Source organism: Bacillus sp. EKM202B, assembly GCF_011066025.1.
Classification (GTDB): domain Bacteria; phylum Bacillota; class Bacilli; order Bacillales; family Bacillaceae_G; genus Bacillus_A; species Bacillus_A toyonensis.
Window position 1 is genome coordinate 1 of sequence record NZ_JAAMNK010000057.1, and the last position, 14,858, is coordinate 14,858.

The window sequence follows — 14,858 nt, forward strand, 5'->3', positions numbered from 1 at the left end:
TGTCTAGCATCTAAAAATAAAAATTGACGTTTCACGTTGTTTGTTTCGTTTAGTTTTCAAAGTTCAATATCGCGTTTCAGCGACTTTTACAATTTAACATTTATCGTTAAATCTGTCAACAACTTTTTTCTTTCGTTCCTGACGACGCTTATTAATTTATCATATTAAACATTCTTTAGTCAACACTTTTTAAAAAAATGCCAAAATAATTTTATCTTGGCATGATATACAGCTTAATTATTACTAATGCAGCAACACCGGGTAAGCCTAATAAACTTGTTACTGTCGCTGTACCTGCGTTAATCGGAATATGAAAATCAAAATATGTCCCTACAACATTTACGATAAAGAGCAATGCTATTCCTAAAGTAACATGAAAAAGTATTTTACCTATAAAACGCAATGGTTTAGAAGAAACACCAAAAACAAGAAAAATAAAAACAAGAGATAGAATACCAACAATAATAATTGTAGAATTCATTTTTTCCTCCTTATGAATGACCTATACATATCTATATGTATGGGACAAGACGATAAAAAAGAACGTTTATCCTATAACTCCAGTCGGCCCATTGTGATAACTTTTACGCAGCAACATTTTCTTCATACAAACCCATCAGAATCCTCAACGATTCTTTTAAAACGAAATAACCCCTCTACTTTAACAAATAAAAAATAAAAGGTTCTGCTTAAAAAGCAGAACCTTTTACCATTGTTCCATTTTTACAGGGCGACGCTTCGCTTCTTTTAACAAGAAGAAATATTTCGCCTCCGCTATTTTCAAAGAACAAATTACATCTGGAGACGGCTCAACACTTTGTTCAACCATTCTCTTTTGACGTAACCATTCATTCTTTACTTTTTCTAATAGTACAATTAACTTATCGTCATACTCTTTACGCAATTTACCCTTTTTTTGAAAGAACATTTTTGTTTCTCCTCTTATACTTCTCTGCGGCCTTCTAGCGCTTTTGACAGAGTTACTTCATCTGCATATTCTAAATCTCCACCAACTGGTAGACCATGTGCAATACGAGTTACTTTAATACCTGTCGGCTTTAAGAGGCGGGATATATACATCGCTGTAGCTTCCCCTTCAATGTTAGGGTTTGTTGCCAATATCACTTCTTGTACCGTTTCATCGTGCAGTCGCTTTAAGAGTTGCGGGATATTAATGTCTTCCGGTCCAATTCCCTCCATCGGGGAAATCGCACCACGTAACACATGATATACACCTTGATACTCTTTCATTTTTTCCATCGCGATTACATCTTTCGGTTCTTGCACGACACAGACAACCGTTTGATCTCGATGTGAATCATCACAAATATAACAAGGATCACGGTCAGTAATATGTCCGCATACAGAACAATACGCTAGATCTCGCTTCGCATTCACAAGTGCTTTCGCAAAACCTAACACATCGTCTTCTTTCATATCTAATACGAAAAATGCCAATCGAACCGCTGTTTTCGGTCCGATTCCTGGCAATTTCATAAAACTATCGATTAATTTTGATATTGGCTCTGGATAATGCATATATCAATATCCTCCTAGAACATTCCACCTGGTAAGTTTAAGCCTTTTGTAAATTTACCCATTGTAGAATTTGAAAGTTCATCAACCTTTTTAAGTGCATCGTTCGTTGCAGCTAGCACTAGATCTTGTAACATTTCGATATCTTCTGGATCTACAACTTCTTCTTTAATTTTCACTTCAAGAACTTGCTTATGGCCATTTGCAATTACAGAAACCATTCCACCGCCAGCTGTACCTTCAACCGTTTTTTCACCAAGCTCTTCCTGTGCTTTTGCCATGTCTTTTTGCATCTTTTGCATTTGTTTCATCATGTTATTCATATTTCCCATTCCGCCACGCATCATATTTAATTCCTCCTAATAATAGTTATTCTTTTATTTCAATAAGTTCTTGCCCTACTAATTTTACTGCTTCTTCTATGAGAGGATCTTCTTTTTGCTCTGGGCTTTCTTCAGAATCCCCGCCTTCGCGTTGTAAAAAGTCCTCACGAATTTTACCCCATTCACTTTTCGGGATAGCAATCATATTTAACTTTTTACTTAGCAATTCAAAAAGAATTTGTTCCAGCGTATCCATTGCTTCACGATTTTCACTCGCCATTTTACAATGAATCTCATATTGAAATGCTAACACATAAGTATCATCTGAAGCCGCTACTGGCTCACTATTTTCTAATAAAACAGCAAATGCCACTTTGTTATACGATTTGAGTCTTCCTAACAACTCACCCCATACGGCTTTCAATTGTTCTAATTCTTGACGCTTCGCCTGCTTCAACACTTCATTTACACGTCCAACAGGAATTTTCATACTTCCCGTTCGCATTGGTTTTGGTGTTGCACGCGTCTCTCTTACTTCAGGTTGCACGCCAGCTGGTACACCATTCTTTTTAACTTGTTCTAATTCTTTCTCCAGTTGCTGCATTCTGTTCATAACCGCTTGTAAACGATCTGCACCGTTTGCTTGCATCATAAACTGCTGACACAGTTGTATCATCACAACTTCTAAGAAAATTCGTGGATGGTTTGTCCACTTCATCTCTTGTTGCCCTTTACTAAGACTATGAATAATCTCATAGATTACTTCCGGCTGCATTTCTTCACTTAACATGCGGAATTGATCATCTACAATTACTCGTTCCAACATATGTTCTAGTTGTGGTGAAGTTTGATATAAAAGCATATCACGATAATAGTAAATGAAATCTTCCATAAATCGAACTGGATCCTTCCCTTTACTCATCATCTCATCTATGATACGTAATGCTCTTGATACATCATTTTCACGTATACATTCTACTAGGTTACCTAAATATTGCTGAGAAACAGAGCCTGTTACAGCTAAAACATCTTCTGTCGTAACTGCATCATCACTATAAGATATAGCCTGATCAATAAGGCTAAGTGCATCACGCATACCACCCTCGGCAGCACGAGCAACAATTTGTAGTGCTTCCTCTTCTACTTGCGTACCCTCATTTGTCACAACCGTCGATAATCTCTCAACAATATCATTTACTGATATTTTTCGGAATTCAAATCGCTGACATCTCGAAATAATCGTAGGTGGAATCTTATGTGGTTCTGTTGTCGCTAAAATAAAGATAACATGTCCTGGTGGCTCTTCTAAAGTTTTTAGAAGAGCATTAAAGGCACCCATAGAAAGCATGTGAACCTCATCGATAATGTATACTTTATATTCTACAGCACTTGGAGCATATTTTACTTTATCTCTTATATCTCGAATTTCATCTACACCGTTATTTGAAGCCGCATCAATTTCTAATACATCTGAAATAGATCCTTGTGTAATTCCTAAACAAGAAGGACATTCATTACAAGGTTCAGCTACCGGAGCATGTTCACAGTTAATTGCTTTTGCAAATACTTTTGCAATCGTCGTTTTTCCTGTTCCCCTCGGACCAGAAAATAAATAAGCATGTGAAACTTTCTCTTGAAGAAGGGCATTTTGCAACGTTTTTGTTACGTGCTTTTGACCGACTACATCTTCGAACTTTTGCGGTCTCCATGTTCGGTATAACGCTTGGTATGACACGAAAATACGGCCTCCCTCAAAGGTTATTATCTTATATATTATAACCCATTCTGTTTATAGATTCCAAAAGTTATTTTCCATACAAAAAACCCACCTTGTATCAAGGTGAGTTTTGTATACATATATAACTGCCGTGCACCTTCTGTCGATTACGTACCATAAGCGTTACTCAAGCAGTTAGCTCGGTTCAGGCACTCCTGCGGCACACGAGAAAACCCGCTTATTGCTGCTTCCTTCCGGACCTGACAAGGTTCACGGGGTCCCGTTGCGCAGGACCCAAACGTCAACACCACTTACTTAAGGCAGACCTTACAGCAACATAACCTCGAGAAGGGATTCGGCCTCGCTAGAGCGGATTGCGAGTATAGGGCACCGCTACCTCCCCGCTTAGCACGGCAAAGTTAAAACCAATATTCGGTTGCCTTCATTAAAGGCATTATCAGTATAACTTGTTTTTTTATAAAATGCAAATGCGTTAATTCTCGTTACTTTTCTCTAATTTTTTTATCGCTTTTCTTTTTTTACGAAGCTCTCTAAAAAAGTTTGTTAGCAACGTACCGCACTCTTCTTCTAATACACCAGTGACTACTTCACATTGATGATTAAAACGTTCATCTGTTAAAAGATTCATTAATGTTCCTGCACATCCGCCCTTCGGATCACTTGCACCATATACAACTCGCTTCACTCGTGATAAAACAATTCCACCCGCACACATTGGACAGGGCTCTAAGGTTACATATAACGTTGCATCTTCTAAACGCCATGTCCCTAGCTTTTTGCAAGCTTCATCAATCGCTAACAACTCGGCATGAGCGATTGATCGTTGCTCAGTTTCCCTTAAATTATGAGCAACACTAATTACCTCACCATCTAACACTATGACTGCACCAATTGGTACTTCTTGTATTTCCTCTGCCTTTTTAGCCTCTTCTATCGCTAGTTGCATAAAATAAATATCTTGATCTTGTTCCATAACCTAGTCCTTTCATCACAAATAAAATAAACCTTTTTCCATTTACTACACGTGGGATAACTTTTATAAATTCAATCCACCCTAAAAGAAAAAGAGAGGGGATTACATATGAAAAACACTGCTTTGCTCATTATTGATATGATTAATGACTTTCAATTTTCCCACGGGCCCATCCTGGCAAAAAAATGCGAAACTATAACAAATCCTATTTTACAATTAAAGAAAACAATGAAAGCCTTCGGCTATCCCATAATTTATGTTAATGACCATTATCAACTTTGGAGATCTGATATTGACCAACTGATTACTCATTGTACAAATGAGTATAGTGAAAATATAATTCATAAGATTGCTCCACATTCTGATGATTACATTTTTATTAAACCACATTACTCTGCTTTTTATGAAACGCCTTTGAATTCTTTATTGGGCTATTTAAAAATAGAAAATCTGATATTAACAGGAGTTGCTGGAAATATATGTATCCTATTTACTGCTAACGATGCTCATATGAGAAATTATACACTGTATGTACCACAGGATTGCATTGCCTCTAACAATGATCAGGACAATCTGCATGCTTTAAAAATAATGGAAGCTACATTGAAAGCAAATATAATACCGTCATCTCAAATAAAAATTAATTAATACATATATCTATTTTCTAACTTTTTATATCAAATTAACCCGCTCGCTTCCCTCTTGTGCTACAATAATTCTGTTTTGTGTTTTTAGTAGTCACGGCAAATCACTGATTGAAAGGAGGAAACAGCGTGACCGGAGTACCATTTATCACGGTTGAAGGACCAATTGGTGTTGGAAAAACTTCACTTGCGAAGGAAATTTCAACTCACATGCAACTCCACTTACTAAAAGAGATTGTTGATGAAAACCCTTTTTTAGGAAAGTTCTATGAAGACATCGACGAATGGAGTTTTCAAACAGAGATGTTCTTTCTTTGTAATAGATACAAACAACTAGAAGACATTAACATAAAGTATTTGAATCAAAGGAAGCCAGTAGTAGCAGATTATCATATATTTAAAAATTTAATTTTCGCATCCCGTACATTAAAAGATTCTCAATATGACAAATACATGCAAATCTATCGTATCCTTACACAAGATATGCCTGTACCAAATGTCATCGTTTATTTAACAGCTAGCCTGGAAACATTACAAAAACGAATCGCAATGCGCGGAAGAGAATTCGAAAAAAATATGGATCCAAATTACTTACTACAGCTCACAAAAGATTACGAAACAGCAATGGATACTTTTAAAAAGGACCATCCAGATATCCCAGTGTTGAAATTTAACGGAGATGATATGGATTTTGTACAAAATCCCGATGATTTAAACGTCATCCTATCCGCCCTTCAAAATACTCTCTTAAAGGAGTCGAAATAATAATGAATTTAAGGCAAAAATATGATATACCGAATGATGCAGTAATTACTATCGCTGGAACAGTAGGTGTCGGAAAATCAACTATGACAACTGCACTAGCTAACGCTTTAGGTTATCGCACATCATTTGAAAAAGTAGATTCTAATCCATATTTGGACAAGTTCTATGCCGATTTCACACGCTGGAGCTTCCACTTGCAAGTATACTTCTTAGCAGAACGATTTAAAGAACAAAAGAGAATTTTTGAATACGGTGGTGGTTTTGTTCAAGACCGTTCTATCTATGAAGACACTGGAATTTTCGCAAAGATGCATCATGAAAAAGGTACAATGACGGAAACTGATTATGAAACATACAAAGGTTTATTTGATGCTATGGTCATGACTCCTTACTTCCCTCATCCAGACTTATTAATTTACTTAGAAGGTTCTTTCGATGATATTGTAGACCGTATTCAAGAACGCGGACGCCCGATGGAGCAGCAAACACCAATTGAGTATTGGAAAGAGATGCACGGACGTTACGAAAACTGGATTAACAACTTCAATTCATGCCCTGTTTTACGATTAAACATTAATGAATACGATATTTTAAAAGATGGCGATTCAATCGAACCAATCATTAAAAAAATTGGCCATTTCTTAAAACAAACACGTAAACTTGTAAAATAAAAAACCCGTGCATATGCACGGGTTTTCCTATTAAATTACTTCTTCTTTGTTGGAGCAATAATTTCACTCTCAGGTTTTCCAGCGTTAATACGCTGACGAACAGTACTTGTACTAATGTCATATGTTTCAGCAATCTCTTTAACAGTCATTTCTTTCCCGTTAATCACTGCCGTTAATACTTTACCTGTACGTTTTGGAGCTGCTTCTTTCTTTACAGCTGGTTTTTCAACCTTTTTTGGCGCCTCTACTTTTGTCGTAGCTTGCTTTACATCACAAGTACAACCACAAAGTTTACGGAATGTATCATCGCTTATAATGCGCGATACATTTGCACCACTGTTTAAAATTCTATTGTTCTTACAGACAGGACATTGTACATAATATAAAGTTTTTCCATCTAAAGGAAACGTTTGTATAATAAGATCCATGTTGACTCCTTTCATATCTATGAAGATAATCATCGGAATATGAGTGTGTAATAAGGACAAAATCGCCTTACACCATACTTTATGATTGGTTTTAAAATAAAAACTCGTTACGTGTTGGTAACGAGTTCTCCAATCTCCACTTATATGCGCTGTTGTCAATTATATCTGGAGGAGGTAGAGGGATTCGAACCCCCGCGCGACTCTCGCCGCCTGTCGGTTTTCAAGACCGATCCCTTCAGCCGGACTTGGGTATACCTCCATATTGACATCAAATATAATATCAAAAGAAAAACAGTTAGTCAACCCTACTAAAATAAATTATGAGGAAAGGAAAATTTTACTTTCCCCCTCCTACATTACAGTACTGACAACGCTCATAATTACCAATCACTCATACCGATGAATGTTTAAATTTACTTAATAACTGTTTTTCCTCCCATATAAGGGCGAAGAACTTCTGGAATTATAATTGTACCATCTTCTTGTTGGTAGTTCTCTAAAATAGCTGCAACCGTACGTCCAATTGCAAGACCAGATCCATTTAATGTATGAACATGTTCTGGTTTTCCGTTTGGCTCACGGCGGAAACGGATATTTGCACGTCTCGCTTGGAAAGCTTCAAAATTACTACAAGAAGAAATTTCACGATATGTGCCATAGCTTGGAATCCATACTTCAATATCGTATTTCTTCGCTGCTGTAAATCCTAAATCGCCTGTGCACATGCTCATAACGCGATATGGCAACTCTAATAATTGTAACACGCGTTCTGCATCATTTGTTAATTTTTCTAACTCTTCATAAGAATCTTCTGGTTTTACGAACTTCACAAGCTCTACTTTATTGAACTGATGTTGACGAATTAAACCACGTGTATCGCGACCAGCTGAACCTGCTTCAGAACGGAAGCAAGAGCTAAATGCAGCATATCTTATAGGCAATTGCTCTTTATTTAAAATCTCATCACGATGCATATTCGTTACAGGTACTTCTGCTGTTGGAATTAAGAAGTAATCTTCACTTTCAATACGGAATGCATCTTCTTCAAACTTCGGAAGTTGTCCTGTTCCTGTCATACTTGCACGGTTTACCATATACGGAGGTAACACTTCTTCATATCCATGCTCGTCAGTATGAAGATCAAGCATAAAACTAATTAAAGCACGCTCTAATCTTGCGCCTGCACCTTTGTAAAATACGAAGCGGCTTCCTGTTACTTTCCCAGCACGCTCAAAATCTAAAACTCCTAAATCTGTAGCAAGATCCCAATGTGGTTTTGGTTCAAAAGCAAATTCCTTCACTTCTCCCCAAGTACGCGCTACTACATTATCATCCTCTGTTTCACCAACTGGAGCAGATTCATGAGGAATATTTGGAATAGATAACATTAATCTTTCTAAGTCTTCTTCAACTGTACGAAGTTCATTATCAAGATCTTTTACTTTTTCTCCAACTTCACGCATTTCTAAAATTAAAGCTTCTGCATCTTTCTTTTCACGCTTTAATACTGAAATTTGTTGAGACACTTCGTTACGTTTACTTTTTAGTTCTTCTGTTTGAACAAGTAATTCTCTTCTTCTCGTATCAAGCTCTTCAAAACGACCAAACTCCGTTAAATCTTCGCCTCTATGCTGCAATTTTGCTTTTACTTCTTCAAAGTTCGTACGTAATATTTTAATATCAAGCATTATATACTCCTCCTTTTATTTTATAAAATACAAAAAACTCCCGTCCCTATACAAAGGGACGGGAGTTAACCCGCGTTGCCACCCTAGTTGAAAGCATTACTACTTTCCTCTCAAGTAGAAATAACGGCTCTTCACCGGGAATGTTTACTAATCATAAAGATATTCCACATTCCATTCCAGGATGGATTCACAAACTGTTTCTATCGATTTCCACCAACCATCGACTCTCTATAAGAAACGACATTTGTTACTACTTCCTATCAACACGCTTATTTTATAAAATTGTTACCATCAATTTACTATAATCTTATACAAGTTGCAAGTTACTTACACAACTTTTTTCATTTTAGCTTCTTTTACCATTTCGACAAAGTATGCTGTCACACGATGATCATCCGTTAATTCCGGATGGAATGAAGCAGCTAAAAACTGATCTTGTCTTACCGCTACCATTCGATCGCCGTGCTTAGAAAGTACTTCAACGTTATCAGCGACATCTACAACATACGGAGCACGGATAAATACACCAATAAAGTCTTCCCCCACACCTTTCATTGAAAGTGCGGCTTCAAAACTATCTTTTTGGCGTCCAAACGCATTGCGTTCAACTGTAATATCCATAGCACCAATATGTGCTTCTTCATAGCCAATAAGTGTTTTCGCAAGAAGAATCATACCTGCACATGTACCAAACATTGGTTTACCAGACTTCGCAAATGTACGAAGTGGTTCCATGAAAGCATACTTATCAATAAGACGACGCATTGTTGTACTTTCACCGCCTGGTAAAATAAGACCATCAATCTCTTCAAGTTGCTCTATACGCTTTACAACAACAGCTTCTGCACCACTTGCTTCAACTGATTTTACATGCTCACGAACTGCACCTTGAAGACCTAGTACACCGATTTTCACCATTTTAAAGTTCTCCTTCAATTACCATCCACGCTCTTGCATGCGTTGTTCTGGTAATAACGTTGAAATTTCGACACCTTTCATTGCATTACCCAATCCTTTAGAAAGGCTTGCAATTAGTTCGTAATCTTCATAATGAGTCGTCGCTTCAACGATTGCACGTGCAAATTTCTCTGGGTTCTCTGATTTGAAGATACCAGATCCAACAAATACACCATCAGCACCAAGTTGCATCATTAACGCTGCATCTGCTGGTGTTGCTACACCACCTGCTGCAAAGTTTACAACTGGCAAGCGACCAAGGCGTTTAATTTCAAGTAGTACTTCATAAGGAGCACCAGTATTTTTTGCATATGTCATTAACTCATCTTCACGTAGACTTGCAACTTGACGGATTTCTGCATTGACTTGGCGCATATGACGCACTGCCTCTACAATGTTTCCTGTTCCTGGCTCACCTTTTGTACGAAGCATAGATGCACCTTCTGCAATACGACGTGCAGCTTCTCCGATATCACGGCAACCACATACAAACGGAACTGTGTAATCACGTTTATTTAAATGGTATACTTCATCAGCAGGAGTTAATACTTCACTCTCATCGATATAGTCTACCCCTAATGATTCTAATACACGTGCTTCTACAAGATGACCGATACGGCATTTTGCCATAACCGGAATTGACACCGCACCCATAACTTCTTCAACAATCGTTGGGTCTGCCATACGAGAAACGCCACCTGCTGCACGAATATCTGCTGGTACACGCTCTAATGCCATAACGGCAACTGCGCCTGCTTCTTCTGCAATCCTTGCTTGTTCAGCGTTAACTACGTCCATAATAACGCCGCCTTTTTGCATTTCTGCCATTCCACGTTTTACACGTTCTGTCCCTGTTACATTTGTCATGTACAAAAACCCCCCTAGGTGAATTGCTTTCCCCCGTTAAAGGCGAAAATTAAGAATACTCTTACATTCTACCATTAACTATCAGATGCTTGTCTACTACTTTTTCATAAAGTAGGTATGAAAAATGGGAATAAGAAAAAGCTCCTACAATGAGGAGCTTTTAAAACCAACCTTTTACTGTATCAACAGCACTATTCCATATACCACTAAAGAAAGAGCCGATTCCGCGCATAGAACGAGTAAACCAGTTTGCTTCTTCCACTGCTGATGTTGTTACAAGATCTACTTGTAATGACTTACCAGATAAAAATCCAGGGTCATTCGTATCTTTTGGTGTAATTACCATCTGACCAAGTGCAACACCCTTTTTAATAGGTGCTTCTTGTCCCTTACTTGCTTCTTTAAATTCTGTTTTATAAACATCTTTACTTCCTTTTGGCACTGGAAGTGAAACAACTTGTTTTGTTTGAACTGCTACATCTTTATCTTTTGCATTTTCTACTCTTACTGTTTCTTGTCCTTTTACTGAAGAATCTTTTTTATACATTTGCTTCATTTCAAAGTTAGCAAATCCATAATCATATAACTTCTTCGTTTCATCAAAACGTGCTGTATGAGAACTTGTTTTAATAACTACAGAAATAAAACGCATACCGTTTCTTTCAACCGTACCAGTGAAGCAATCACCGGCTTCTGGAGTTGATCCTGTTTTCAGGCCGTCTACGCCATCGTATTGCTTAACTAAACCTTTTAACATCCAATTCCAGTTATCCATATTAATCGGGTATTTTCCGCCCTCTTGGAATACTTTTTTAGGGATTTTTGCTGTATCTAATGTTTTGGGATAATCCTTAATAAGATGTTGTGCTAAAATTGCGACGTCCCTTGCAGACATTTTATTTTCTTCATCCGGTGTTGTTCCTTCGGGATGCTGTCCTTTTAAATCTTTGTTCGTTAGGCCTGTAGAATTTACAAATTTATAATTTTTCAATCCCAACTCTTTTGCCTTATCATTCATCATTTTTACAAAATTAACTTCTTTTCCTGCCACTGCTTCACCTAGAGCAATTGTTGCTCCATTAGCGGAATAAATCGCCATCGCTTCGTATAACTCTTTTACCGTATAAGAACCACCATTTTCTAGTGGAACATTTGATAATGAACGATCCTGTGAAATCTTATGCGCATATTCAGAAACCTTAATCTTTTGATCCCACTTAAGTTTTCCTTTATCCACTGCTTCATGAACTAAATATTCACTCATCATTTTTGTCATACTAGCAATTGATAATAACTCATCTGCATTCTTTTGATATAAAATTTTCCCAGAATTCGCTTCTACTAAAATTGCCGCACCTGCTTCAATGTTTAGAGCGGCTCCTGTTTCAGCCGATGCATTGCTATATGGTAACAGCATGCTACAAGCTAGTGTAAGCACCGTTACCAAAGCCATGAATCTTTTGCAAAACATACCTTTCACTTTTGCTACCCCCAATATCTATGTACTCACATAACCGTTATTCTAACATAATCAAAAAAAAATAGACAGAGATATCAAATCTCTATCTATTTACATATAAGACATTATAATGAGTAGTTTGGAGCCTCTTTTGTAATTTGTACATGATGAGGGTGGCTTTCACGTAAACCAGCACCTGACATGCGAATGAACTGTGCATTCTCACGTAAGAATTCTAAATCCTGTGCTCCACAATATCCCATACCTGCACGTAATCCACCAACTAATTGATGAACTGTATCTGCTAAAGGTCCTTTATATGGTACGCGTCCTTCAATACCTTCTGGAACAAGTTTTTTGTTTCCTTCTTGGAAGTAACGATCTTTACTTCCTTTTTCCATCGCTCCAACAGAACCCATACCACGATATACTTTAAATTGGCGACCTTGATAAATCTCAGTTTCTCCAGGGCTTTCAGCAACACCAGCAAACATACTACCTAGCATAACAACGTGTGCTCCTGCTGCTAAAGCTTTAACCATATCACCAGAGTACTTAACACCGCCATCAGCAATAACTGGAATACCGTGTTTACGAGCTTCTGTTGCACAATCATAAACTGCTGTTAATTGTGGTACACCAACACCAGCTACAACGCGTGTCGTACAAATAGAACCTGGTCCAATACCAACTTTAACTACGTTTGCACCAGCCTCGATTAATGCTTTCGTTGCTTCAGCTGTAGCAACATTTCCAGCGATAATATTTAGTGCTGGATATTTCGCACGAACTTCTTTTACCTTTTCAATAACACCTTTAGAATGCCCATGAGCTGTATCAAGTACAATTGCATCTACGCTAGCTTTTACTAATGCATCGATACGAAGCATAGCATCAGCCGTTACACCAACAGCCGCTCCAACTAATAAGCGTCCTTGCTTATCTTTAGCAGAGTTTGGGAATTCAATTACTTTTTCAATATCTTTTATTGTAATAAGCCCTTGTAATACACCGTTATTATCAACAAGAGGGAGCTTTTCAATTTTATACTTTTGTAGGATCTTTTCAGCTTCTTCCAGTGTAGTACCAACTGGAGCTGTAATTAACTGTTCTTTTGTCATTACGTCAGAAATTTTGATTGAGTAATCTTGGATGAAACGCATATCACGGTTGGTAATAATACCAACTAATTTTCGCTCATCTAAATTATTTACAACTGGTACACCTGAGATACGATATTTTCCCATAAGATGTTCTGCATCATATACTTGATGTTCTGGAGTTAAGAAGAAAGGATCTGAAATAACGCCGCTTTCAGAGCGCTTTACTTTATCAACTTGCTCTGCCTGTTGCTCAATAGACATATTCTTATGAATAATTCCTAAACCGCCTTGGCGAGCCATTGCAATAGCCATGTCAGCTTCTGTTACTGTATCCATTCCTGCACTAATTAACGGGATGTTTAGCTGTAAGCTTTCAGATAAAACTGTTTTAATACTTACTTCTCTTGGTAATATATCTGACCTCGCTGGTACAAGTAATACATCATCAAAAGTCAAACCTTCTTTAACAAATTTAGATTCCCACATAATTGTTCCCCCCATGATACCAGAAATTATTATTAGTAGCTTATCAATTGGTTAAAATACTGTCAAGGACGTATATATATGTTAGAATTTTTAGACAATAAAAGGAGCGTAATATATGCATCAAACACATTGTACTTGGCAGCAATTAAGTTTCTTTTTTTCATCTCAAAATGTACAACGTTATCTTGCCCGTTGTTATGAAAAATCCTCCATACAAGATGCTGAAAAAAAAAGTTTTGAAAACTGTTATCCCTTTATTTACTACTTAGAACACGGGAAAAATTATTACGAATTATATAAGGCGGCCCCTTTTTCGATTCAACCAATGTTGTTATTTTATGGAATTAGCCAACTATTTAAAGCTTGCTTGTTAACTATTGATCCTAACTACCCAGAATCAACTACTGTTTTAGCTCATGGCGTTACAACTCGTAAACGAAAAAAACAGGGGTATCAATTTTTAGAAGATGAGGTGAAAATACAGAAAAACGGATTATTTACTCACGTTGCAGAACAACTGTTTCACATGAAACACTTAGAAGCGGAGAAGTTTAATATGTTAGAGCTGATGGGGAATATTCCTGAATTACAAAATTTGTTTCGTTATAGTCAAAAAGTATCAACTTTATATAAGATCGATTCAACAAATAAAAATGAGCTCTCCTTTTCAGTCAATATATTAGATCGATTACATATGACTAAAGAGCGATTTTCTCGTTACATCGAAACAACTTGTAAACATTTATCGATACAACACGTAGCTGAGAAAAATAGTGAATCGAATGTGTTTTTTTCAGCGCCTATTCAATCGTGGAATCCTATGTATAGTACTCCTTTATACTATGAGTACCTTACTAATACTTATTACTTACCACTTACGACTAATCCTAGAAATTCTAAACCCATTTTACCTGAGCTCCTCGTTCATTACTTATTGCTCTATAATTTAAGCATGATTTCTAGGTATGAAACTGATTGGTGGTATGACTTACTTGGTAGTTATGGATCTGAAGATTATCCATTTATTTATCAATTCCTTAATATTTCTGCCCAAAAAATACCTTACTATATTTCAGTATTTTTACTATCAGAATCTAATCTATTTCATGGGAAATAAAAAAACACGAGTCAAAGACTCGTGTTTTTTAGTTGCTTGGCGACGTCCTACTCTCACAGGGACAAGGTCCCAACTACCATCGGCGCTAGAGAGCTTAACTTCC

The 14,858-nt window shown here is 37.1% G+C and carries 16 protein-coding genes, 1 tRNA gene, 1 other RNA gene and 1 other annotated feature; of the genes, 4 read left to right on the top strand and 14 right to left on the bottom strand.

Features of this window, described 5'->3' with window-relative positions:
• Nucleotides 1-211 precede the first annotated feature (211 nt).
• The 7 genes from G9F74_RS28625 to tadA form a co-directional block, all read right to left on the bottom strand.
• On the bottom strand, nt 212-481 hold the full coding sequence (locus G9F74_RS28625; protein ID WP_001089268.1) for a pro-sigmaK processing inhibitor BofA family protein: 270 nt from the start codon (nt 479-481) through the stop codon (nt 212-214).
• Nucleotides 482-706: 225 nt separating this feature from the next.
• A complete protein-coding gene (locus G9F74_RS28630) occupies nt 707-928 on the bottom strand; it encodes a YaaL family protein (protein WP_000466018.1) in 222 nt (73 codons plus the stop codon).
• A 14-nt stretch (nt 929-942) separates the two neighbouring features.
• On the bottom strand, nt 943-1,539 hold the full coding sequence (recR, locus tag G9F74_RS28635) for a recombination protein RecR (protein WP_000559167.1): 597 nt from the start codon (nt 1,537-1,539) through the stop codon (nt 943-945).
• A gap of 14 nt (nt 1,540-1,553) precedes the next feature.
• Nucleotides 1,554-1,880: a YbaB/EbfC family nucleoid-associated protein gene (locus tag G9F74_RS28640; protein WP_170957726.1), complete on the bottom strand. Its 327-nt coding sequence runs from the start codon at nt 1,878-1,880 to the stop codon at nt 1,554-1,556.
• Nucleotides 1,881-1,905: 25 nt separating this feature from the next.
• The gene (dnaX, locus tag G9F74_RS28645) at nt 1,906-3,594 is read right to left on the bottom strand and encodes a DNA polymerase III subunit gamma/tau (protein ID WP_016107345.1); all 1,689 of its coding nucleotides are present in this window, start codon (nt 3,592-3,594) and stop codon (nt 1,906-1,908) included.
• Between the two features lie 131 nt (nt 3,595-3,725).
• Nucleotides 3,726-3,990: signal recognition particle sRNA large type (ffs, locus tag G9F74_RS28650), an RNA gene on the bottom strand.
• A gap of 79 nt (nt 3,991-4,069) precedes the next feature.
• A complete protein-coding gene (tadA, locus tag G9F74_RS28655) occupies nt 4,070-4,570 on the bottom strand; it encodes a tRNA adenosine(34) deaminase TadA (RefSeq protein ID WP_000434333.1) in 501 nt (166 codons plus the stop codon).
• A gap of 108 nt (nt 4,571-4,678) precedes the next feature.
• Between tadA and G9F74_RS28660 the strand changes: the two genes are divergently transcribed.
• From G9F74_RS28660 to G9F74_RS28670, 3 genes are all read left to right on the top strand, one after another.
• Complete coding sequence (locus tag G9F74_RS28660) at nt 4,679-5,218, top strand: cysteine hydrolase family protein (protein ID WP_000798728.1); 540 nt, start codon at nt 4,679-4,681, stop codon at nt 5,216-5,218.
• A gap of 125 nt (nt 5,219-5,343) precedes the next feature.
• Nucleotides 5,344-5,979 (top strand): deoxynucleoside kinase, encoded by a 636-nt coding sequence (locus tag G9F74_RS28665; RefSeq protein WP_000148219.1) that lies wholly within the window; start codon nt 5,344-5,346, stop codon nt 5,977-5,979.
• A gap of 2 nt (nt 5,980-5,981) precedes the next feature.
• The gene (locus G9F74_RS28670; RefSeq protein WP_001053585.1) at nt 5,982-6,650 is read left to right on the top strand and encodes a deoxynucleoside kinase; all 669 of its coding nucleotides are present in this window, start codon (nt 5,982-5,984) and stop codon (nt 6,648-6,650) included.
• A 35-nt stretch (nt 6,651-6,685) separates the two neighbouring features.
• Here the strand turns inward: G9F74_RS28670 and G9F74_RS28675 are convergent, their stop codons facing one another.
• The 7 genes from G9F74_RS28675 to guaB form a co-directional block, all read right to left on the bottom strand.
• A complete protein-coding gene (locus G9F74_RS28675; RefSeq protein WP_000364197.1) occupies nt 6,686-7,078 on the bottom strand; it encodes a sigma factor-like helix-turn-helix DNA-binding protein in 393 nt (130 codons plus the stop codon).
• Between the two features lie 166 nt (nt 7,079-7,244).
• Nucleotides 7,245-7,337 (bottom strand) — tRNA-Ser (locus G9F74_RS28680).
• A gap of 154 nt (nt 7,338-7,491) precedes the next feature.
• On the bottom strand, nt 7,492-8,766 hold the full coding sequence (gene serS, locus G9F74_RS28685; protein WP_016107344.1) for a serine--tRNA ligase: 1,275 nt from the start codon (nt 8,764-8,766) through the stop codon (nt 7,492-7,494).
• Between the two features lie 51 nt (nt 8,767-8,817).
• Nucleotides 8,818-9,039, bottom strand: a binding site (T-box leader).
• A gap of 54 nt (nt 9,040-9,093) precedes the next feature.
• Nucleotides 9,094-9,684, bottom strand: coding sequence for a pyridoxal 5'-phosphate synthase glutaminase subunit PdxT (pdxT, locus tag G9F74_RS28690; protein WP_000238789.1), 591 nt, complete (start codon nt 9,682-9,684; stop codon nt 9,094-9,096).
• An 18-nt stretch (nt 9,685-9,702) separates the two neighbouring features.
• On the bottom strand, nt 9,703-10,590 hold the full coding sequence (gene pdxS / locus G9F74_RS28695) for a pyridoxal 5'-phosphate synthase lyase subunit PdxS (RefSeq protein ID WP_000186168.1): 888 nt from the start codon (nt 10,588-10,590) through the stop codon (nt 9,703-9,705).
• 160 nt (nt 10,591-10,750) lie between these two features.
• The gene (locus G9F74_RS28700; protein WP_131202456.1) at nt 10,751-12,061 is read right to left on the bottom strand and encodes a serine hydrolase; all 1,311 of its coding nucleotides are present in this window, start codon (nt 12,059-12,061) and stop codon (nt 10,751-10,753) included.
• A gap of 113 nt (nt 12,062-12,174) precedes the next feature.
• Nucleotides 12,175-13,638: an IMP dehydrogenase gene (guaB, locus tag G9F74_RS28705; RefSeq protein WP_016107343.1), complete on the bottom strand. Its 1,464-nt coding sequence runs from the start codon at nt 13,636-13,638 to the stop codon at nt 12,175-12,177.
• Nucleotides 13,639-13,753: 115 nt separating this feature from the next.
• Between guaB and G9F74_RS28710 the strand changes: the two genes are divergently transcribed.
• On the top strand, nt 13,754-14,755 hold the full coding sequence (locus G9F74_RS28710) for a YaaC family protein (RefSeq protein ID WP_000554256.1): 1,002 nt from the start codon (nt 13,754-13,756) through the stop codon (nt 14,753-14,755).
• Nucleotides 14,756-14,858 lie beyond the last annotated feature (103 nt).